Origin of the sequence: Acinetobacter sp. WCHA55 (genome assembly GCF_002165305.2) — a bacterium.
Taxonomy (GTDB): Bacteria; Pseudomonadota; Gammaproteobacteria; order Pseudomonadales; family Moraxellaceae; genus Acinetobacter.
In genome coordinates, this window is sequence record NZ_CP032286.1 from 1867543 (window position 1) to 1886698 (window position 19156).

Genomic DNA, 19156 nt, shown 5'->3' on the forward strand with positions numbered 1-19156 from the left:
TCACAGGCACTAATGCCTTTATTGAACAAACGAAAATGAAAAAGATCAGCACATTTATTGCAGCAGGTTTATTCACAACACTTAGCGCTACAGCATTTGCATGCCCACAAGGGACAACACTGTCGGGTGGCACAGGTACAAATCATAAGGGTGGTAAGTGCGTCGCAACCATGAATGTGACAAAACATGATCAAGCCATGAAACAAGATAAAATGACCAAACATGATCCAGCTATGAAGCAAAATAAAATGGTGAAACATGATTCAATGAAAGCCAATGATATGACCCATAAATCCCATAAAGATTCTGATGCTCCAAGCCCCAATACACCCAAAGCTCAACTAGATACACATAAAGTCGCGAAGACATCTTAAAACAGCATAAAAAAGCCAGTGAAATTCACTGGCTTTTTTATCGATAAAATAATTCAGTTAATGTGATGTCACAGAGACATGCTTATTATCCATTGCTGCACGCTGTTTACGCGCTTCATCCAACATGCGTTGTTCGATGTCTTTTCTAAAACCAAGCATAAACACCATTTCCGCCAAAACAAATAATGGACCGATAGCTAGGCCAATCACATCATCCATAAAGGCCGGTTTTTTCTTCTCATAGAAATGCCCAACAAACTGGAATGCCCAGCCAACCACAAAAATACCAATACTGAGACTTAACCAAAGCCCCAAATCAAACTGTGCGATTTTATACGCCAATGGATAAGCCAGCGCATAAATCACCAGCATGATCACACCGAAAACTCGATCTAGGCTCAAGTAGTAAACAATATTCGCTAAGATCAAAACCATCGCCAAAGTAATTTCAAAACTGCCAATAGTCATGCCAGCTCTTGCGGTTAAACACATAATTGAAAACACAATCAGCGGAATACCGACAAAGTGGGTCACGATATTTTTATGATCAAGATGATAAGCGGCATACTGACTTAATAATTTTTCTAATTTACTCATACTGTATTTCCTTATTGCATGATATTGATCACGATATAGAATAACTCTAAAGGAAAACAGCCCATCAAGTTGTCGTCGACTTGACAAATTGCTCGATCAATCACGAAAGGACGCGGAATGCTGGAAGTTCAACATCAACAACAATTACTCAATAACAATTGGTTCGCCAAACTACCACAAGCCTATCAACAATATATTGTGCAACATGCCAAATATATTGACGTTGCAAAAGACCAAGCTGTTTTTCACTCTGGGGATTTATTTGATGGCATCTATGCCGTCTTGAACGGTGCAATTCGCTTAGGTCACGTTGATATTGAAGGTAAAGAAGCCGTTGCAGCAATCGCAGAACCGATTATGTGGTTTGGAGAAATTTCATTAATAGATCAGCAACCACGTTCTCACGATGCGATTGCTATTCAAAAAAGTACCCTGCTCCATCTACCTAAACGCGATGTTGAAGAATTTATCCAAGCCACCCCAGAATTTTGGTTTCATGTTGCACAGCTTGCTTCACAGAAGTTACGCCTCGCTTTTTTAGAACTGATTGCAATCCAAAGTCAAAATATCAGTCAACGACTGGCTCAACGCTTACTTTTTATTTTAAGCGGCTATGGCAACCATCTGTCGATTACCAATGATGAAATCCATTTATCACAGGAGCAACTGGCTCAAATGTTGATGTGTTCACGCCAAACCATCAACCAAGAACTTCAAAACTTAGAAAAACAAGGGATACTGGCAATTGCTTTTAAAAAGATTAAGATTTTAGATCCTGCAAAGCTACACAAAATGGCACATAGCTCAGAATAGACTATCAAGTGTGCGCCTTAAGAGCGCAATTCAGATAGAAAGGATGTATAAAAATATTGCTACACGGCCTAACGTCTTGGCTAGTTGTCTTTCCAACTTAAAACTGCTGCCACCGTGTTTGGCAAGCAACTAGTGCACACATCGCAACAAAATTCGACTTAATTCTTATATTTTAATGCATACAAATATTTTATTGTGGTATTCATTAAAGCGACAACCATAAAAAAGCGAGTTGTAAAAACTCGCTTTTGGTCACACTATTTAGGTCTTAAACCCCTACTTTTTTAGGGTCCGTATTGCCTAAACTTGGGTTATCAATTGCGCCCCGACATTGTGCTTTATCACGTTCATAATCGCTCTGTTTCTGTGCAACACTCGAAGAACCCTCTAAAGTCTCACGTGCCCATACTTCTAAACTGGTCAAGGCTTTACGGCACAGTGCGTATTTCCCTTCGGTTACTGAATCTGTCATTTTGACATTGATACGCCAGTCCGTACTCAGTTTACGTGCAGGATGACGGACTTTGGCTTCAATCTGATCCAGTTGCTTGTTATAGACCAAGCCGTCTACTTCATTGATAAATACCCAAGCACGCTGGGCATATTCCGTAGCGTCATTGGTAATTTTTGGCGCTGCCTTAATTTCTACTTTTTGTTCAGGAGCTTGCTCTGACTGTCCACAAGCTTGTAAAAGTAAACTGCTTACAATTATAGCAGTCAGCCCTAAAGTACGTAATTCGAGCTTCAACATGGTTAAACGCCTCAACAAACAATTGGGCACTATGCTAGTGAATTCAGTTACAATACACAATCAATTTTGACCCATCGATAAAGTCTTCTTCAAGGTGTGTTGTGTCCGAACTTAATCCCACTTCTGCGCAAGCTGCTGGCTTTTGGCAAGGGGCTAAGGATAGCCAAGCGATTATCTTTACCTATCTACCTGTTTCTTTTGCCTTTGGTGTATCTGCAACCCAGTTTGGTTTTAGTGCATGGGAGGCTTTATTTTTATCCTGCTCAATGTATGCAGGGGCCAGTCAGTTTTTAGTGGTTGCACTATTGGGTAGTGGCACGTCTATTTGGATGACTGCCCTCACTGTCATTGCCCTAGATATTCGTCACTTACTCTATGGCCCTGCGCTACAAAACTTAATTCAAGATAAACTGAACTTAAAAAAAACCGCTATTTGGTCATGGGGACTAACCGACGAAGTCTTTGCCTCAGGCATGATTAAACTGTCACAACGTCGTCAAGAGTGGTCTGAGTCTTGGATGCTCGGTTTAAGCCTGTTTAGTTGGCTCGCATGGGCTACAGGTTCTTTTCTGGGTGGAATGTTTTCAGACCAAGTCAGTCATTTACCCCAGTTTTTACAAGCCGCTCTAGACTTTCTATTACCTGCACTGTTCTTAAGTTTCTTATTGGCAGCTTTTGAAAAGAAACACACTTTTGTTGTGGCTGTGACCATTCTTGTATCTGCCATTGCCTGCTATTTTATCGACTTATCCGCTGCGATTTTTATTGGTATTAGTTCGGGTATATTTGCAGGTTTGTTTAAGCATTATGTACTGAAAAATCCAGACCCGGAACATATGGGAGATCAAGCATGAATATCGAAATTATCTTGGTCGGCATTTTAGTGGGTATTGCAAATTTTGCCTCTCGTTTTGGCCCATTCTTCGTCATTCAAAAGTTCCAGCAAGGTTCACAGAAACGCGGTGCTTTATGGTTGAAAATTGCATTGGGTTCGATTGGTATCGCGGCGATTACTTCAATGCTCGTGGTTGCGACTTTGCCTCCTTTATTAGACACGCCCAATAAAAGTTTTGCCATGTTGATCGGCTTTATTGTATTAGCTGGGCTTTATTTCAAATTTAAGCAAATCGTCCCTGCTACACTTACCGCCGCACTGAGCTATGGCTTGGTCTATACCTATATTCCTATGCCTTTTTAGCCCATATCTTACATCTATCGGAACTTGAAGTGCTCTTTAATGCTATTCAATTTATGCAAGTCATTTCCAGCTTGATTTAAAAAATTTATTTGGCATCCTTTTGCATGAAAATTTTGATGTTGGAATGCACAGCATTATAAAAAAAATTGTTGGACAATATCATTAATTTATGTGAATGAACCCTGAACACTTTTAAGAGTTCTGCTATGCTAAAAGCCCATAAAATCAAGCATGGATGATTTACATGAGCGTTACTATTGGTACTCCACTTCAGCCTTCAGCATTTAAAGTCCTGCTATTGGGATCTGGAGAGCTAGGGAAAGAGGTTGTGATTTCTTTACAACGTTTAGGTGTAGAAGTTCATGCTGCTGACCGTTACGACCATGCTCCTGCAATGCAAGTGGCACACTATGCCTATACCTTGAATATGGCAGATGCGGCAGCGCTGAAACAGCTCATTCAGGAAATTAAGCCGAATCTCATTGTTCCCGAAATTGAAGCCATTGCAACGCAAGTATTGGTTGAAATCGAACAAGATAATATTGCAACCGTCATCCCTTCTGCAAAAGCGGTCAATTTAACCATGAACCGTGAAGGCATCCGTCGTTTAGCTGCGGAAGAACTGGGGTTACCAACCTCAGCTTACCGTTTTGCAGATACTTTAGAATCTTTCCGTGCTGCATGTGATGACATTGGTTATCCAAACTTTGTAAAACCGGTCATGTCCTCTTCTGGCAAAGGCCAATCCCGCGTAAAAGAATTCTCAGAAGTTGATGCTGCGTGGGAATATGCACAAACAGGTGGTCGTGTAAATCAAGGGACAGTAATTGTAGAATCTCAAATTGATTTTGATTTTGAAATTACGCTATTAACAGTCCGTTCAAAAAACCCTGAAACAGGTGATATTGAAACTTCGTACTGCGACCCAATTGGTCACCGCCAAGACGCAGGCGACTATGTTGAAAGCTGGCAGCCTCAAGCCATGTCACCAGTGGCCCTCGACGAAGCAAGACGTATTGCTAATAAAGTCACCATCGCATTGGGTGGCTGTGGTATTTTCGGTGTAGAACTCTTTGTCAAAGGTGATAAAGTGTGGTTTAGTGAAGTATCACCACGCCCACATGACACAGGTCTTGTGACGCTTGCCTCTCAGTTCCAAAGTGAATTTGAACTACATGCACGTGCAATTTTAGGCCTACCTGTAAATACAGCTCGTCACAGCATTGCAGCAAGCGCCGTGATCTATGCAGGTATGGATGCAAATAACTTATCTTTTTCTGGCTTAAATCTTGCTTTGGCAAACCCAAATACTGATTTACGCATTTTTGGGAAACCAGAAGGCTTTACACGTCGCCGTATGGGCGTTGCGACAGCACGTGCAGAAACAACTGACCAAGCGCGTGAACTAGCTGTACAAGCTGCTACACTGGTTAGCGTTCATCAAAATTAAGCGTTGTTAAAATATACGGATACGGTTCATGATCAATACTTCTCCACTGCTTAACTATGTCAGCAGTAATCACGACATCAAAGCGATTAATCAATGGCGTAGTGATGTCGAAAATCAATTACAAGAAAGTTTTGATCATGGCCAATCCATCCGTGATGTCATTTTAACGCGTTCAAATATGACCGATGAAGCACTTATTTTCCTATGGAAATATGCAAAACTCGATCAGACAGACTTAAGTTTATTTGCCGTTGGTGGCTATGGTCGCCGCGAGATGTTGCCTTACTCAGACGTAGACATCATGATCTTGTCTGAAGATGAGTTTAGTGAAGAACAAGAAAAACTTATTTCTGTCTTTATTTCTTCACTTTGGGATGTTGGCAATTTCAAGCCCGGCATTAGTGTGCGCACCATTGCCAACTGTGTTGAGCAAGCAACCTCTGACTTAACTGTTGCCACCGCCCTCATCGAATCCCGTTTAATTACGGGCAATGAACACTTAGCCAAATGGCCTCGTCGCATTGTTTCGCAAACATGGACAGACAAAACCTTCTATGATGCAAAAATGGAAGAACAAGCCAAGCGCTATGCACAGCATAACTTTACGGAAAGTAACCTAGAACCCGATATAAAAAATGCGCCGGGCGGCATTCGAGACATTAACCAAATTGGTTGGATTGCCAAGCGGCATTTCCGCGTCAATCGTATTTATGACTTGGTGCATTTAGGCTTTATTTCGGAGTTTGAGTTAGGTGTATTAGAAGAAGCCGAAAGCTTCCTCTGGGAAATTCGTCATCACCTACACCGCCTAACGAAACGTGATGAAAACCGTTTACTGTTTGACTATCAACGTGACATTGCCGCAAAGTTTGGCTATGTTCGTGAAGAAGGCAAATCACCGAATTATCCAATTGAACAATTCATGAAGCGTTATTATCGAAGCGCTCAACAAGTCACCACGCTGAATGAAATGCTATTGGCTTATTTCAATGAATCTGTAATTACCCCACGCCTGCCGAACTATGAGCGCAACATTGAAGAAATCAATGAAAATTTTAAACTAGTTGACGGTAAGCTAGCCGTTCAACACCATAAGATTTTCTCTGAAAACCCAAGTGCTATTTTAGAAATTTTCTATATATTGGCCAATCGACCTGAAATTACAGGCATTCGCGCGCGTACGCTACGACTATTAGTTTTGGCAGCTAAACGAATTGACCAAAAATATAGAGATAATCCAGCACATCAAGCCCTGTTTATGGCCATCATTCGCTCCCCGCATCGTTTATATGAAACCATGGTAGCAATGAAACGTTATGGCGTTTTAGGTAACTATATTCCTGCATTTGGGCAGATTATGGGGTTGATGCAGTATGACTTGTTTCATATCTATACCGTTGATGCACATACCTTACTGCTACTGCGCAACTTAAACCGTTTCAAAGAGCCTGAGTTTGCCAAAGACTTCCCTGTCGTGAGTTCGGTGTTCCAACGTCTTGCACGTCGTGACATTGTATATTTGGCTGCCATTTTCCATGATATCGCTAAAGGCCGTGGTGGTGACCATAGTGAGCTGGGTGCAAGCGATGCGATTGAATTCTGTCGTAGCCATGGTTTTACCGAACGTGAATGCAACCTTGTCGCATGGCTCATCCAAAACCATTTACTCATGTCTGTCACTTCTCAAAAGAAAGATATTTCTGACCCCGATGTGGTTAAAGCGTTTGCTGAGAAAATGGGCGACATGGAACATCTCGACTATCTGTATACCTTGACTGTTTCAGATATTAATGCCACCAATCCCTCGCTTTGGAACACGTGGCGCGCATCACTGATGCGTCAGCTCTATACGCATGCACGTGACGTGATTCGCTCAGGTTTAGGCCGTCCTGTGGATTATCAAATGCTCATCGAGGACACCAAGTTTTCTGCCAGCGAACAACTAGTCGAAGAGTTTGCACTAGATGATGTCGAAAAAGTCTGGCAAGAACTGGGAGATGAATATTTCCTCAAAGAATCTGCCGATGAAATTGCTTGGCATACACGCGCTATTTTACAGCACGGTGATAACCCTGAACCGTTGGTTTTAATGCGTGCACAGCGTAAATTTGCTCAAGATGCAGTACAAATCTTTATTTATACCCAAGATCAGCCCAATCTGTTTGCAACAACGGTTGCTATTCTAGATCGTATGAATTTGGACGTACAAGATGCACGTATTATTACCGCGACCAAAGCATTTAGCTTAGACACTTATGTCGTTCTTGACCGTTTTGGTACGCTGCTAACAGACCCTGAACGTGAAGCAAAAGTGCTGTCAGCATTAAAAGATGCCTTAGCCAATTCAGATAAATATCCAGGACTCATGCAGCGTCGCATCCCTCGTCAGCTACGCCATTTCGACATTGAAAACACCGTTGATATTACGTTGAATGAAGCACTGCAACAAAACATGGTCGAAATTGCAACACTTGACCATCCTGGCTTACTTGCCAAAGTAGGCGGGTTGTTTATGATGCAAGGTCTAGATATTCACTCTGCTAAAATTGCCACCCTAGGTGAGCGTGCCGAAGATATTTTCTTTGTCACCAAAAAAGATGGTCAACCCATGACTGAAACTGAAGCTGAAACTTTTGCTGCACAACTAAAATCAGCCTTAGATGAAGCCTCTAGTCAGGTCTGCGGTCAACATTAACAATACACACTGGTATTTTGTTTCATGAACTCGAGTTTATCCCTTTTACACCCTTATCCTTTTGAAAAGTTGAATAAACTATTTCAGGATATTACTCCCGCAGACTTACCCCTCATTCCACTCTCGATTGGTGAGCCTAAGCATCCTGCACCCGAGTTTGTGAAACAAGCCATTATCGATAATTTTCAGCATTTATCGACCTATCCAAACAGTAAAGGTATACCCGAATTACGCACCAGTATTGCAAACTGGCTGACCCGTCGTTTTCAACTCAATCAGATTAGTGCAGAAAACAATATATTGCCTGTTTCTGGCACCCGTGAAGCAATTTTCTCTTTTGTGCAAGCATTGGTGAATCGTGAAGATGCGCCTTATGTGGTGATGCCTAATCCGTTCTATCAAATTTATGAAGGTGCAGCCTTACTTGCTGGAGCAAAACCATACTTTGTAAATTGCACCGAAGAAAATGGTTATCTCGGTGACTTTGATGCTGTACCTGCTGAAGTCTGGGAGAAAACTGCCCTGTTATTTGTCTGTACACCGGGCAATCCGACTGGTGCGGTTTTATCAAAAGAACAATTCAAAAAATTAATCGCACTGTCAGACCGATATGGTTTTGTGATTGCATCAGATGAATGCTACTCAGAGCTTTGGTTTGATACTGCACCTGTGGGTCTACTCGAGGTTTGTGCTGAAATAGGGCGAGACGACTACAAAAACTGTGTCGTATTCCACTCACTGTCTAAACGCTCAAACTTACCGGGTATGCGTTCTGGCTTTGTCGCGGGTGATGCAGCATTGCTCAAACCTTATTTACAATACCGTACGTATCATGGTGCGGCGATGCCTGTACAGCACCAATTGGCTTCGATTGCAGCATGGGATGACGAAGCGCATGTTGAAGAAAATCGTGTGCAATATCGCGCAAAATTTGATTTATTTCAAAAGGAATTAGGCCATTTACTGCCCCTACAAAAACCAGATGCAGGTTTTTACTACTGGTTAAAAGTAGATAATGACGAAACTTTTGCAAAAATGCTCATGGAAAAAGCACATGTCAAAGTACTTCCTGGACGTTATTTGTCACGAAATACTGAGCAAGGTAACCCAGGCGAAAACCATGTACGTCTTGCACTAGTTGCAGATCTTGCACAGTGTGAGCAAGTGATTAAACGCTTAAAAGCGATTTTGTAAACAAGCTCATCTAAAAAGAAAACCTCCTATAAAGGAGGTTTTCTTTTTCATTCGATTAAAAATCAAATGATGCACTTAAAGTAAATGTACGAGGTTGTGCCAATGTTAAGTATGTATAATCATTGGTACTTGCTGAAGCCCAATACTCTTTATCAAATAAGTTGGTAATACCAAAATTAATTACTGTTGGAACCTGATTAATCTGGGTTTTATAATTCGCTCCCACATCTACACGCGTCCAATCGTTTAATTTTAATGTATTTGCATTATTTGCGTACTGACTACCAGTATAAATCACACGACCATTAATTGAAACATCTTGTGGTACAGGTAATTTCCAATCTGCTTCTACATTCGCCTGAAACTCTGGCACACCAATCACTTGGTTACCGTCAAACAAACCTTGATACGTTTCTTTTTGCTCAGTATCAATCCACGTTGCGCCACCTAAGATGCGAACTGCATCGGTTAATTGACCATAGGCATTAAATTCAATACCCTGATGAATATTTTTCGCATCAGTAAATTGGGCTGAACCTGCCGTATTTACAGCAGCTTTGCGGCGTTCAGTATTAAAATAATTTAAACCACCACCAATTGCACCATTTTCATATTTCAAGCCAATTTCTTTTTGTTTTGACACAAAAGGATCGGCAACATAATAGTTACCAGTACTGCTGTCTAACAGTCCATCACCTTGTACCAAAGCTTCGACATAGTTGCCATAAACCGCCAATTCAGGCGTAATTCTATAACTTACACCCATTGCAGGCGTCACTTTATCTTTATTAATGTTGTGCTTGTAGACCCCATATGAATAAACATCTTGATCTATTTCTTGATAACGCGCCCCAAACATAACCGTTAATCGATCATCTAGAGCGGAAATATTGTCGCCTAAAGCCACACTTCTTAAAGTCGCCACATTCGCTTTTGGATAAGTTCCTTTAGAACCTAGCCATTTATCAATATTAGACTCATTACTATAAATAGGGTTATAGAAGTTATCAGCCACTCCTGTAGCATAACCATAACTATAGCGCTTATCTGCTCGGTATATCGAACCAGAAAGAACGGCATTATGGCTTAATGTGCCAGTATTAAATTTAGTTTTAATACCTACTTCACCCGTATTGTTTTTATCTTTTCGTAAAATTGTTGAGGCAGATAAAGAAGCAGCGCCCGTGTCCGTATTACTAAGTTGCTGACTAGAATATACGCCCGCTTCTTCACTAACACGGAAACCATAAGCAGCATAAGCAGTCATAGCATCATTAAAGTCATATTCTGCACGATAACTACCAAAGACATCTTCCTCATTAGAATATGTCCATGATTGTCCATGATAATCCGCATATTGTGATGCACTTGGGACCGAAGTTACCGCATTGGTCAAACGCAAACTTGGACGGTTTTCTTTAAGACGGTTGTTGTTGTATCCTAAATCACCTGATAAACGCAGTTGATCACCCCGATAATCAAGCGCAATCGAAGCCAATCCAAGCGAATTATCTTCTTTATCAACTTCTGTATCACCGCCATGGTATGCCGTATTTACACGTACACCATATTGATCATTTTCACCAAAACGTTCAGATACATCAGTTGATAAGTAACCGCCATTAAAATCTGTACCTGCTGTTACACGTTTGAGCGGTTCATTGGCTGCGCGTTTAGGCACCAAGTTAACAGAACCACCAATGCCAGAACCTCCCGGCATTGCACCATTTAAAAATGCCGAAGCACCTTTGAAAACTTCAACTCGCTCAAATAATTCTGTAGGAATGTATTGACGTGGCAAAATCCCATACAGGCCATTATAACTTGTATCATCAGAGGCCAAAACGAAACCACGAATAAAATAAGTTTCCTGAAAGTTACCAAAACCTTTAGCTAAACGAACGGATGGATCAGCTTGTAAAACATCCCCAACACTCTTTGCTTGACGTTCTTGAATGTATTGGTTGGTATAGCTGGTTAAGCTAAATGGGTTTTCTAAATTTTTCTGGTTACCAAAGACACCTACTCGCCCGCCAGTCGCAACCTGTCCACCAGCGAAAGCCTCCATTAAACCATTTGCAGAAGCATCAGCACTCGCAACTATACGGATTGTTTCCAAAGCTGTCACATCATTTGCCTGAGATGAGGAGTCAGATTCAACGAATACTGGAGCTTCGGCAGCATATGAAATGCTGTAGCCAGATACACATGCCATCATTAACACCAATGGTTTCAGCTTAACCATTTCCTACCCTTTTCATCAATCTAAAATTCGAGCCTGATAGTAAATGAGAATTGGTCTTAATCAAACTGATTTAACTCTCATTTAAATTGTAAATTCAAATGAGAATTAATTATTCCATTGTTATAACTTATGACATCAGACAACTGATTTACTTTTACTTCAAGATTCTCATCTGACTAGTCAACCTAATAGCAAAACGAGTGCAAAAAAGGCAAAGCAGCACCCTGACAACTTATAAAGCCAGTTGAGCCGCTGGGTTAAAAAATGATTCCAGCGCTTCCAACTCAATAACTTAAGCAACAATAGATTCCACATCAGAACCACAGTCACCATCCAGAGACTCATTAAAAGCAAGGTATAAACATCAAATTTTGAATAAACCAGCAATATCAAACTACTATAGAACATCATATTTTTAGGGTTCAGCAAACTTGACTGTAAACCTTGAGTAAAACATAGAGTTCTCGTTTGAGGAGGTGCAGGATCACACGCTTGAACTTCAACATTCTCATGATGCTTATAGCGAAAACATTGCATAGACAAATACAATAAATAAGCAATACCTAATCCGCGTAACAATAGCAGAACATAAGCATGAATATGTCCAAGCCACCCCAGTAAAGTAAAAATCAGCGCTAGAATAAAAGCATTCCCAGCCACTATACCAAAAATTGTATATCGTGCCCTTCGTTGACCATTGTTTAATGCCGTCATCAGAATGAGGAAAAAATCGGGGCCAGGAGAAAGTAAAGCCACAAAATGCGTCACAGCAATAACAATAAAAAGTTCCATCACTTATCCCTCTTTAAAAGTGAGATAAGCCTAATGACGGATAATGATCAACTCTTGGATAAAATTGCGCGATGTTGCTTTTGATAGAGCTTTGGCGTGGTACCCGTTAAACTTTTAAAAACACGATGAAAATGACTTTGATCACTAAAGCCGAGTGTATAACTGAGTTGTGCTATATCCATACCTTGTTTTAAAAAAGTGCGTGCATCATTAATTTTATGATTCAATTGATAAGCGTGCGGCGTCATACCTAGAGATGATTTAAATAACCGAATAATGGCATATCGACTCAACTGGACTTCTTGCGACATTTGCTCTAATGATAAAAACAAATCAGCATCCTGAATCATCGATAAAAGCTGCTTAAACTCTTGCTGTGCATAGTGTTGGGGAGCAAGCAATTCTAGCTGAATATATGGAAATAAAAGCTCAGTAAGTGTTGTGATTAAAGTTTGTTCTTTTTCCCAATACGACAGTTCAGTATCAAATAATTGCCTGTTAAGACAGCTAAAGTCTTGATACATCTTTGGCTGTTTATACAACATAGGTTTGAACTGCGGAATGTCATGACAAGTATACTCATGTCTAGTTTCTTGTAATAACTGGTTCAACCAACGTGCATCTAAATGCATCATTTGATAGCTCCAAGCCTGATCTAGAACAGGATTACAAGCATGTTCTACATGCGCAGGAACCAATACCAAGGTACCCGCATCTATTTGTTGCGTTCCACCGAAGTGGCTAGTGAAAATACTGTTGCCTTGATCCACCGCACCAATTGAAAATGTCGGATGACTATGGGCTTTATAACAAGCATGACTTGTACACGCCCGACGTGTTTCCACATAGGGCATGCACGGATCACTCCAAAATTCAACTGAAGTACCTTGCTCTCTCATCACAGACGACACATCAACCGATTATTGTTGTAATGCTTTTTCAATATCTGCCTGAATCGCTTCAGGCTTAGTGGTTGGCGCATAACGATTAATTACTTTACCATCTTTACCAATCAAGAATTTTGTAAAATTCCACTTAATGCCGCTGCCGAGAATCCCTTTGCTGTTATTGGTTAAATACCGGAATATGGCGTGGGCTTCTGGGCCTTTAACATCGACTTTGGAAAACATGGGAAAAGTCACCCCATAGTTTTTCTGACAATACGCTCCTATTTGCTCATTGCTACCCGGATCTTGACCCCCAAATTGATCACAAGGGAAGCCTAGCACCTCAAACCCTTGCGCATGATATTGCTCGTAAATTTTTTCTAACCCTGCAAATTGTGGTGTAAAACCACATTTACTGGCCGTATTGACGATGAGCAGCACTTCACCCTCATAGTCAGCAAAAGATTTATTTTTTCCATCTAACAATTCCGCTTCAAACTGATAAATGTTGGTCATGGATAAGTATCCTCATCACTTTTTTCTTGTGTTTCTAGTTCTAATGAAGCCGAGTTTACACAGTAACGTAAACCTGTTGGCTCAGGTCCATCTGTAAAAACATGGCCTAAATGAGCATCACAGTGATGACATACAATTTCGGTACGCACCATGCCATGTGTTGTATCTTGATGCTCTTCTATCACAGTCGTATTGAGTGGCTTATAAAAACTTGGCCAGCCGCAACCACTGTCATATTTGTTTTCAGAATTAAATAATGGCGTACCACAGCAACGGCATACATAAGTGCCTGCTTGTTTCGTATTCCAATATTTCCCCGTAAAGGCTGGTTCCGTCCCCTTTTGTCGCGTAATGCGAAATTCGTCAGGTGATAACTCTCTTTGCCATTCTCGGTCTGTTTTATTGAGTTTTCCCATGATTACTTCCCTTTCTATCTTGCTATTTAAAATAGGATAATCCTATATTTACGTGATTCATCTTAAAATTTCTAGTGTTTAATTCACAATTTACAAAAGACCTATAATTCCAATAAAAGCAAAAAGAAAGCAATTTATAAAAATGGTAAGCAATTTATTTTCTTAAATGCTTTTTTGTGAGCAAATTTAGTGTTAGTCTTATTGACATTCTTGCTTAGGATTAAAAAATGTCGCAAAAAAAGAGCGTTATTTTTAAACATCTACTGCCTACGATTAAACAATATCAACAGGTGGGTTTTACGCATGAAAAAATTGTTGCCTTACTCAGAGATGAACATGATCTCGATCTGGTGACAACTGAAACATTTAAAAGTTATTTATACCGTTATGCAAAAGTGACCTCCACTCTTTCCGAGAACATCAAAATGCCGAACACTCTCCACACCCCACGCGAAATAAAAAAATCGTCTAAGCTCGAGCATGTATGCTACGACATCCGTGGACCAGTGTTACGAGCGGCCAATGAAATGGAGGAAGCTGGTCATAAAATTATTAAACTTAATATTGGTAACCCTGCACCGTTTGGTTTCGAAGCTCCTCAAGAGATTATTAATGATGTTGCTTTAAACCTGCCAAATGCAGTGGGCTATACCGACTCAAAAGGGATTTTCCCTGCGCGTAAAGCCATCTGTCAGTACTATCAACAAAAAGGCATCTTAGATATGCATGTCAATGACGTGTATATCGGCAATGGTGTCTCTGAATTGATCGTGATGGCCATGCAAGGCTTGTTAGATGATGGTGACGAGATGCTCGTGCCTATGCCAGACTACCCCCTTTGGACGGCTGCGGTAAATCTTTCAGGCGGTACAGCTGTTCATTATAAATGTGATGAAGAAAACTTTTGGTATCCTGATGTTGTGGATATGGAAAGTAAAATCACACCACGTACCCGCGGTATCGTGATTATCAATCCTAACAACCCAACAGGTGCAGTTTATCCACGTCATGTACTTGAGCAAATTGTCGCATTGGCTAAAAAGCATGATTTGATTTTGTTTGCAGATGAAATTTACGACAAAATCGTTTATGACGGTATTGAGCATGTTTCTGTAGCAGCGTTAGCGGGTGACCAACTCTGTATTTCATTCAATGGTTTATCTAAAGCATACCGTATTGCGGGTTACCGCTCAGGCTGGATGGCCATCACAGGTGATAAGTCTCGTGCGGTCGATTATATTGAAGGTTTAGACATGCTCGCTTCTATGCGTTTGTGTGCCAACCACCAAGCACAGTATGCGATCCAAACAGCTTTAGGCGGTTACCAATCAATCAATGATTTAATTCGTCCAGGTGGTCGTTTGTACGAACAGCGTAATATTGCTTGGCAAATGTTGAATGACATTCCTGGTGTATCTTGTGTTAAACCTGAAGGCGCGATGTATTGTTTCCCGAAATTAGACCCAGAAATCTATCCAGTTCAAGATGATGAAAAACTGATGCTTGATTTACTTCGTGCGGAAAAAGTACTTCTGGTTCAAGGCACAGGCTTTAACTGGCCTACACCAGATCATTTCCGTGTGGTATTCCTCCCTGCTGAAAATGAACTACGTGAAGCCATTACCCGTGTAGGTCGTTTCCTTGCGAAAATGCGTTAATTGATCACTTAAAAAAAACCGTACTTTGTGTACGGTTTTTTTATTTACAAAACTGTAATACATCACTTTTCAAGTTTGGCATAAGTTTAAAAGAAGCAGCCATTTGCTGTGATTCCATTGAGATGATGGGGAGTCGCTTATGGGGACAATTGCGGTAACATCTTGGAAATACAATGCTTCTACACGCTATTTAAAAATTTTCTATGCCGATGGTTCAGGCGAGCTGTACCACCCTGTACCTGAATTTATTTATAACAACTTAGTTCGATGTAATAATAAAACAGCCTTTGTTCATAAATATTTAGAATATGATTTGCACTTTACACGCTTAAGTATTCATTAATTTTTGAAACTCAAACAATCAGGATTTATCCTGATTGTTTTTCATAATTCCACGTCACTACCAACAAACCCGCACCAATCGCTAATGTAGACAAGTTAAACTGCTCATCCTGCTGAATACGCGCGATGAAGTCCGTGACTTGATCCACATGTGATAGAACATTATCAACCACCAAAACTCCGCGTGAAACACACATTAGTCGTTTCAAATCTGGCCAATAGTCGACATAAGCATCACGCTCAGCATCTAGCAATATAAAATCAAAGGTGACTTGCGACTGCTTCAAATATTCAGCTGCGTCACCCACCCAAAACTCAACACCATTGGATAAATTGAAATCCGCAAGATGGCTAGCTGCTTGTTGACTTCTCTCAGCATCAATTTCCAAAGTGGTTAATCGAGCATTCACTTGCTGCGCAGCATAAGCCAGCCATAAGGTTGAGTAACCTGTTGATGTTCCTATTTCCAATATCTGCTGAGGCTGTTGAATATGAACCAGTTGTGCCAAAAACTGTGCAGACTCAGGCTCAATATTACGAAAGCGTGCAATACGATCTGTTTGCGTACTATCATGTTCTTGAAAGCGATGATATAAGGTCGATACTTTACTCAAAAATTCTGCATGCATGATCAAATCCCCCTCTACTTTACTTAGCGTTGTTTATACTTCTTGAATCAATTTAAAGCGCTCAACTTCACGGTCATCTTCTAGCATTACCGTTTCAGTAAACATGGCAAATGGACGCACCCAAATCGAGTAATCGCCATATAGACACTGATAAACCACTAGTTTTTCTTCGGTTTCACTATGCGTAGCCACATGTAAAACTTGATACAACTGCCCTTTATAATGCTGATAAATACCGCGTTGTAATTGCATCACTTGATTCCCTATTTTTTAATTGTCTTGATCATACCTAATTTATTCTGCCTAAACTGCAAATCAGTTGAAAAATCATTTAAATCCCCCATATAGCTTTATGAAATAATAAAAAAAAAACCTTAAAATCTATAAAACCGATTATTAAAATAAAAACAAACTGTTTTATCTATTTTCAGATTTACTCTATGATTCTTTTATCAAATAATTTTACAGACTGCTTTGGAGAGCTTAACCATGTTAGATCAAAATACTTCAGCTCAATTAAAAACACTTCTTGAACGCCTTGAAGGTCCGATTGAATTGGTTGCGACTTTGAACGGTTCTGAGAAATCAGACAAAATCAAAGAATTGGTTGAAGAGGTTGCAGCACTGTCTCCACTAGTGACTGCACGTTTTGATGGTCAGAACTCACGTGCACCTAGCTTTGGTGTAGCAAAAGCGGGGGAAGAGCCTCGTGTCTTCTTTGCCGGTTTACCGATGGGACATGAGTTTACCTCTTTGATCTTGGCATTGTTACAAACTTCAGGTTACGCACCCAAAGTATCGGATGAAGTTTTGGCTTCAATCAAAGGTTTAGCGATCCAGTCTAACTTTGACGTATTTGTCTCTTTAAGCTGTCATAACTGTCCAGACGTGGTGCAAGCATTGAACCTGATTGCCATTTACAATCCGGGTACGACAGCAACCATGATTGATGGTGCATTCTTCCAAGATGAAGTTGAAGAACGCAAAATCATGGCTGTGCCAATGGTGTTCCAAGACAACAATCATATTGGTCAAGGCCGTATGACTTTGGAAGAAATTATTGCCAAACTGGATACCAATTCAGCAGCCAAAGAAGCTGAAAAACTCAATGCCAAAGCTGCTTTTGATGTTTTAGTGATTGGTGGTGGTCCTGCGGGAAATACCTCAGCCATCTATGCAGCACGTAAAGGTATTAAAACCGGAATCGTGGCTGAACGTATGGGTGGTCAAGTCATGGATACCATGGACATTGAAAACTACACCTCGATTCAAAAGACCCAAGGGCCAAAGTTTGCTGCTGAAATGGAAGCACATGTACGTGAGTACGGTGTGGACATCATGAACTTACAGCGTGTTTCTAACATCAAAGGTGCAGATGAGACCGCGAATGGCTTGGTTGAAGTCACTTTAGAAAATGGTGCGAAGCTTGAATCTAAAACAGTCATCCTTTCAACAGGTGCACGTTGGAGAGAAATGAATGTGCCGGGTGAAGCAGAATACCGCACTCGTGGTGTTGCTTACTGTCCACACTGTGATGGCCCACTGTTTAAAGGCAAACGTGTTGCTGTAATTGGCGGGGGGAACTCAGGTGTCGAGGCTGCGATTGATCTTGCTGGGATTGTGGAACATGTAACTTTGGTTGAGTTTGATACCAAACTACGTGCAGACCAAGTGTTGCAAGACAAATTGCATAGCTTGCCTAACACCACAGTCATCCTGAATGCCCTATCAACCGAAGTTGTGGGTGATGGTAAGCAAGTGACGGCATTGAAATATAAAGACCGTGCAACCGATGTAGAACATACGGTTGAGCTTGCAGGAATCTTTGTACAAATTGGTTTATTGCCAAACACCGATTTCTTAAAAGAGACTGCTGTTGAGCTTTCAAACCGTAATGAAATTGTGATTAACGATCGCAACGAAACCAATGTCAAAGGTGTATTTGCCGCAGGTGACTGTACGACTGTGCCTTACAAGCAAATCATTATTGCTACAGGTGAAGGTGCGAAAGCATCTCTGTCTGCTTTTGACTATATTATTCGTTCTGGACTGTAATCCTCTCAGGCTCTTCTCTGCTAAAGGCTTATAAGCTGTGTTGCTTATAAGCCTTTTATCACGCTGTTTTTTATAAAAAATTACATTTTTTTAACAATAATGCAGTCTGCTTTACATTCAAAGTAGATTATATTTTGCCCACCCCCTGCTTTTGGGTATAAAACGAAAAGGATATGAAAATGAATAAATTACTTATTGCTTTAGGTCTTGCTGCTGCTGTTGTTTTAGTAGGTTGTTCAAAAGAAAAAGCGCCTGAAACAGGTGCAACGACAGGTGAACACCTTGAAAATGCTGCTGAACAAGCAGGTCATGACATTAACCAAGCTGCAAGTGAAGCAGTATCTGACACTCAAAAAGCTGCAGATGAAGCATCTGCCAAAATTGGTGCTGCCGCTGACGAAGCTGCTGCGAAAACTGAAGCTGCTGCTGAAGATGTTAAAAATGCCTCTAAAGAAGCAACAGCTCATGTTGCTGGTGCAGTAGAACAAGGCGCTGCTGATGTGAAAGAAAAAGCGCAATAATATTTCTAAGCTTAAAAAGGCCT

Annotated in this window: 20 protein-coding genes; 11 read left to right on the forward strand and 9 right to left on the reverse strand. The window is 40.7% G+C overall.

Annotated features, from left to right (window positions below; all coding sequences use genetic code 11):
• Positions 1–35 precede the first annotated feature (35 nt).
• Positions 36–374, forward strand: a complete 339-nt coding sequence (locus tag CDG62_RS11900) for a hypothetical protein (RefSeq protein WP_087528421.1) — start codon at positions 36–38, stop codon at positions 372–374.
• A 57-nt stretch (positions 375–431) separates the two neighbouring features.
• Here the strand turns inward: CDG62_RS11900 and CDG62_RS11905 are convergent, their stop codons facing one another.
• Positions 432–971, reverse strand: coding sequence for a DUF962 domain-containing protein (locus tag CDG62_RS11905; protein WP_087528420.1), 540 nt, complete (start codon positions 969–971; stop codon positions 432–434).
• Positions 972–1088: 117 nt separating this feature from the next.
• On the opposite strand from CDG62_RS11905, the gene CDG62_RS11910 reads away from it, so the two are divergent.
• The gene (locus tag CDG62_RS11910; RefSeq protein WP_087528419.1) at positions 1089–1784 is read left to right on the forward strand and encodes a Crp/Fnr family transcriptional regulator; all 696 of its coding nucleotides are present in this window, start codon (positions 1089–1091) and stop codon (positions 1782–1784) included.
• A gap of 268 nt (positions 1785–2052) precedes the next feature.
• On the opposite strand, the gene CDG62_RS11915 is transcribed toward CDG62_RS11910, so the two are convergent.
• Positions 2053–2535, reverse strand: a complete 483-nt coding sequence (locus tag CDG62_RS11915) for a hypothetical protein (RefSeq protein WP_087528418.1) — start codon at positions 2533–2535, stop codon at positions 2053–2055.
• 101 nt (positions 2536–2636) lie between these two features.
• Here CDG62_RS11915 and CDG62_RS11920 point away from each other — a divergent pair, with 101 nt between their 5' ends.
• The 5 genes from CDG62_RS11920 (at position 2637) to dapC (ending at position 9072) form a co-directional block, all read left to right on the forward strand.
• A complete protein-coding gene (locus tag CDG62_RS11920) occupies positions 2637–3389 on the forward strand; it encodes an AzlC family ABC transporter permease (RefSeq protein ID WP_087528417.1) in 753 nt (250 codons plus the stop codon).
• Positions 3386–3733: an L-valine transporter subunit YgaH gene (gene ygaH, locus CDG62_RS11925; RefSeq protein ID WP_087528416.1), complete on the forward strand. Its 348-nt coding sequence runs from the start codon at positions 3386–3388 to the stop codon at positions 3731–3733. Before CDG62_RS11920 ends, ygaH begins: the two co-directional genes overlap by 4 nt.
• A 235-nt stretch (positions 3734–3968) precedes the next feature.
• Positions 3969–5183: a formate-dependent phosphoribosylglycinamide formyltransferase gene (gene purT / locus CDG62_RS11930; RefSeq protein ID WP_171405711.1), complete on the forward strand. Its 1215-nt coding sequence runs from the start codon at positions 3969–3971 to the stop codon at positions 5181–5183.
• Between the two features lie 28 nt (positions 5184–5211).
• The gene (gene glnD / locus CDG62_RS11935; protein ID WP_087528414.1) at positions 5212–7878 is read left to right on the forward strand and encodes a [protein-PII] uridylyltransferase; all 2667 of its coding nucleotides are present in this window, start codon (positions 5212–5214) and stop codon (positions 7876–7878) included.
• Positions 7879–7902: 24 nt separating this feature from the next.
• Positions 7903–9072: a succinyldiaminopimelate transaminase gene (dapC, locus tag CDG62_RS11940; protein ID WP_087528413.1), complete on the forward strand. Its 1170-nt coding sequence runs from the start codon at positions 7903–7905 to the stop codon at positions 9070–9072.
• 55 nt (positions 9073–9127) lie between these two features.
• Here dapC and CDG62_RS11945 read toward each other — a convergent pair whose 3' ends face one another.
• From CDG62_RS11945 to msrB, 5 genes are all read right to left on the reverse strand, one after another.
• Positions 9128–11317: a TonB-dependent receptor gene (locus CDG62_RS11945; RefSeq protein WP_087528412.1), complete on the reverse strand. Its 2190-nt coding sequence runs from the start codon at positions 11315–11317 to the stop codon at positions 9128–9130.
• A 180-nt stretch (positions 11318–11497) separates the two neighbouring features.
• On the reverse strand, positions 11498–12109 hold the full coding sequence (locus CDG62_RS11950; RefSeq protein WP_087528411.1) for a LysE family translocator: 612 nt from the start codon (positions 12107–12109) through the stop codon (positions 11498–11500).
• A 47-nt stretch (positions 12110–12156) separates the two neighbouring features.
• Positions 12157–13008, reverse strand: a complete 852-nt coding sequence (locus CDG62_RS11955; RefSeq protein ID WP_171405752.1) for an AraC family transcriptional regulator — start codon at positions 13006–13008, stop codon at positions 12157–12159.
• Between the two features lie 21 nt (positions 13009–13029).
• Positions 13030–13512, reverse strand: a complete 483-nt coding sequence (locus tag CDG62_RS11960) for a glutathione peroxidase (RefSeq protein ID WP_087528409.1) — start codon at positions 13510–13512, stop codon at positions 13030–13032.
• On the reverse strand, positions 13509–13928 hold the full coding sequence (gene msrB, locus CDG62_RS11965) for a peptide-methionine (R)-S-oxide reductase MsrB (protein WP_005399615.1): 420 nt from the start codon (positions 13926–13928) through the stop codon (positions 13509–13511). The genes CDG62_RS11960 and msrB overlap by 4 nt, the downstream gene beginning before the upstream one ends.
• A gap of 227 nt (positions 13929–14155) precedes the next feature.
• On the opposite strand from msrB, the gene CDG62_RS11970 reads away from it, so the two are divergent.
• Both CDG62_RS11970 and CDG62_RS11975 read left to right on the forward strand, forming a co-directional pair.
• Entirely contained in the window at positions 14156–15586 is a 1431-nt protein-coding gene (locus CDG62_RS11970) for a pyridoxal phosphate-dependent aminotransferase (protein ID WP_087528408.1), read from the forward strand.
• Positions 15587–15725: 139 nt separating this feature from the next.
• A complete protein-coding gene (locus CDG62_RS11975; protein WP_004980128.1) occupies positions 15726–15929 on the forward strand; it encodes a KTSC domain-containing protein in 204 nt (67 codons plus the stop codon).
• A 25-nt stretch (positions 15930–15954) separates the two neighbouring features.
• On the opposite strand, the gene CDG62_RS11980 is transcribed toward CDG62_RS11975, so the two are convergent.
• Both CDG62_RS11980 and CDG62_RS11985 read right to left on the reverse strand, forming a co-directional pair.
• The gene (locus CDG62_RS11980; protein ID WP_416232128.1) at positions 15955–16557 is read right to left on the reverse strand and encodes an O-methyltransferase; all 603 of its coding nucleotides are present in this window, start codon (positions 16555–16557) and stop codon (positions 15955–15957) included.
• A gap of 33 nt (positions 16558–16590) precedes the next feature.
• The gene (locus CDG62_RS11985; RefSeq protein WP_086209344.1) at positions 16591–16809 is read right to left on the reverse strand and encodes a DUF1653 domain-containing protein; all 219 of its coding nucleotides are present in this window, start codon (positions 16807–16809) and stop codon (positions 16591–16593) included.
• A gap of 237 nt (positions 16810–17046) precedes the next feature.
• Here CDG62_RS11985 and ahpF point away from each other — a divergent pair, with 237 nt between their 5' ends.
• Both ahpF and CDG62_RS11995 read left to right on the forward strand, forming a co-directional pair.
• On the forward strand, positions 17047–18612 hold the full coding sequence (gene ahpF, locus CDG62_RS11990) for an alkyl hydroperoxide reductase subunit F (RefSeq protein WP_087528407.1): 1566 nt from the start codon (positions 17047–17049) through the stop codon (positions 18610–18612).
• Between the two features lie 179 nt (positions 18613–18791).
• A complete protein-coding gene (locus tag CDG62_RS11995) occupies positions 18792–19133 on the forward strand; it encodes a hypothetical protein (RefSeq protein ID WP_010326567.1) in 342 nt (113 codons plus the stop codon).
• Positions 19134–19156 lie beyond the last annotated feature (23 nt).

Bases quoted from the DNA above. Each gene is read 5' to 3' on its own strand.
- ahpF (WP_087528407.1), top strand. From the start codon at position 17,047: ATGTTAGATCAAAATACTTCAGCTCAATTAAAAACACTTCTTGAACGC.
- msrB (WP_005399615.1), bottom strand. From the start codon at position 13,928: ATGGGAAAACTCAATAAAACAGACCGAGAATGGCAAAGAGAGTTATCA.
- CDG62_RS11910 (WP_087528419.1), top strand. From the start codon at position 1,089: ATGCTGGAAGTTCAACATCAACAACAATTACTCAATAACAATTGGTTC.
- dapC (WP_087528413.1), top strand. From the start codon at position 7,903: ATGAACTCGAGTTTATCCCTTTTACACCCTTATCCTTTTGAAAAGTTG.
- purT (WP_171405711.1), top strand. From the start codon at position 3,969: ATGATTTACATGAGCGTTACTATTGGTACTCCACTTCAGCCTTCAGCA.
- CDG62_RS11955 (WP_171405752.1), bottom strand. From the start codon at position 13,008: ATGAGAGAGCAAGGTACTTCAGTTGAATTTTGGAGTGATCCGTGCATG.
- CDG62_RS11980 (WP_416232128.1), bottom strand. From the start codon at position 16,557: ATGCATGCAGAATTTTTGAGTAAAGTATCGACCTTATATCATCGCTTT.
- CDG62_RS11950 (WP_087528411.1), bottom strand. From the start codon at position 12,109: ATGGAACTTTTTATTGTTATTGCTGTGACGCATTTTGTGGCTTTACTT.
- CDG62_RS11945 (WP_087528412.1), bottom strand. From the start codon at position 11,317: ATGGTTAAGCTGAAACCATTGGTGTTAATGATGGCATGTGTATCTGGC.
- ygaH (WP_087528416.1), top strand. From the start codon at position 3,386: ATGAATATCGAAATTATCTTGGTCGGCATTTTAGTGGGTATTGCAAAT.
- CDG62_RS11985 (WP_086209344.1), bottom strand. From the start codon at position 16,809: ATGCAATTACAACGCGGTATTTATCAGCATTATAAAGGGCAGTTGTAT.
- CDG62_RS11915 (WP_087528418.1), bottom strand. From the start codon at position 2,535: ATGTTGAAGCTCGAATTACGTACTTTAGGGCTGACTGCTATAATTGTA.
- CDG62_RS11975 (WP_004980128.1), top strand. From the start codon at position 15,726: ATGGGGACAATTGCGGTAACATCTTGGAAATACAATGCTTCTACACGC.
- CDG62_RS11970 (WP_087528408.1), top strand. From the start codon at position 14,156: ATGTCGCAAAAAAAGAGCGTTATTTTTAAACATCTACTGCCTACGATT.
- CDG62_RS11900 (WP_087528421.1), top strand. From the start codon at position 36: ATGAAAAAGATCAGCACATTTATTGCAGCAGGTTTATTCACAACACTT.
- CDG62_RS11995 (WP_010326567.1), top strand. From the start codon at position 18,792: ATGAATAAATTACTTATTGCTTTAGGTCTTGCTGCTGCTGTTGTTTTA.
- CDG62_RS11960 (WP_087528409.1), bottom strand. From the start codon at position 13,512: ATGACCAACATTTATCAGTTTGAAGCGGAATTGTTAGATGGAAAAAAT.
- CDG62_RS11905 (WP_087528420.1), bottom strand. From the start codon at position 971: ATGAGTAAATTAGAAAAATTATTAAGTCAGTATGCCGCTTATCATCTT.
- glnD (WP_087528414.1), top strand. From the start codon at position 5,212: ATGATCAATACTTCTCCACTGCTTAACTATGTCAGCAGTAATCACGAC.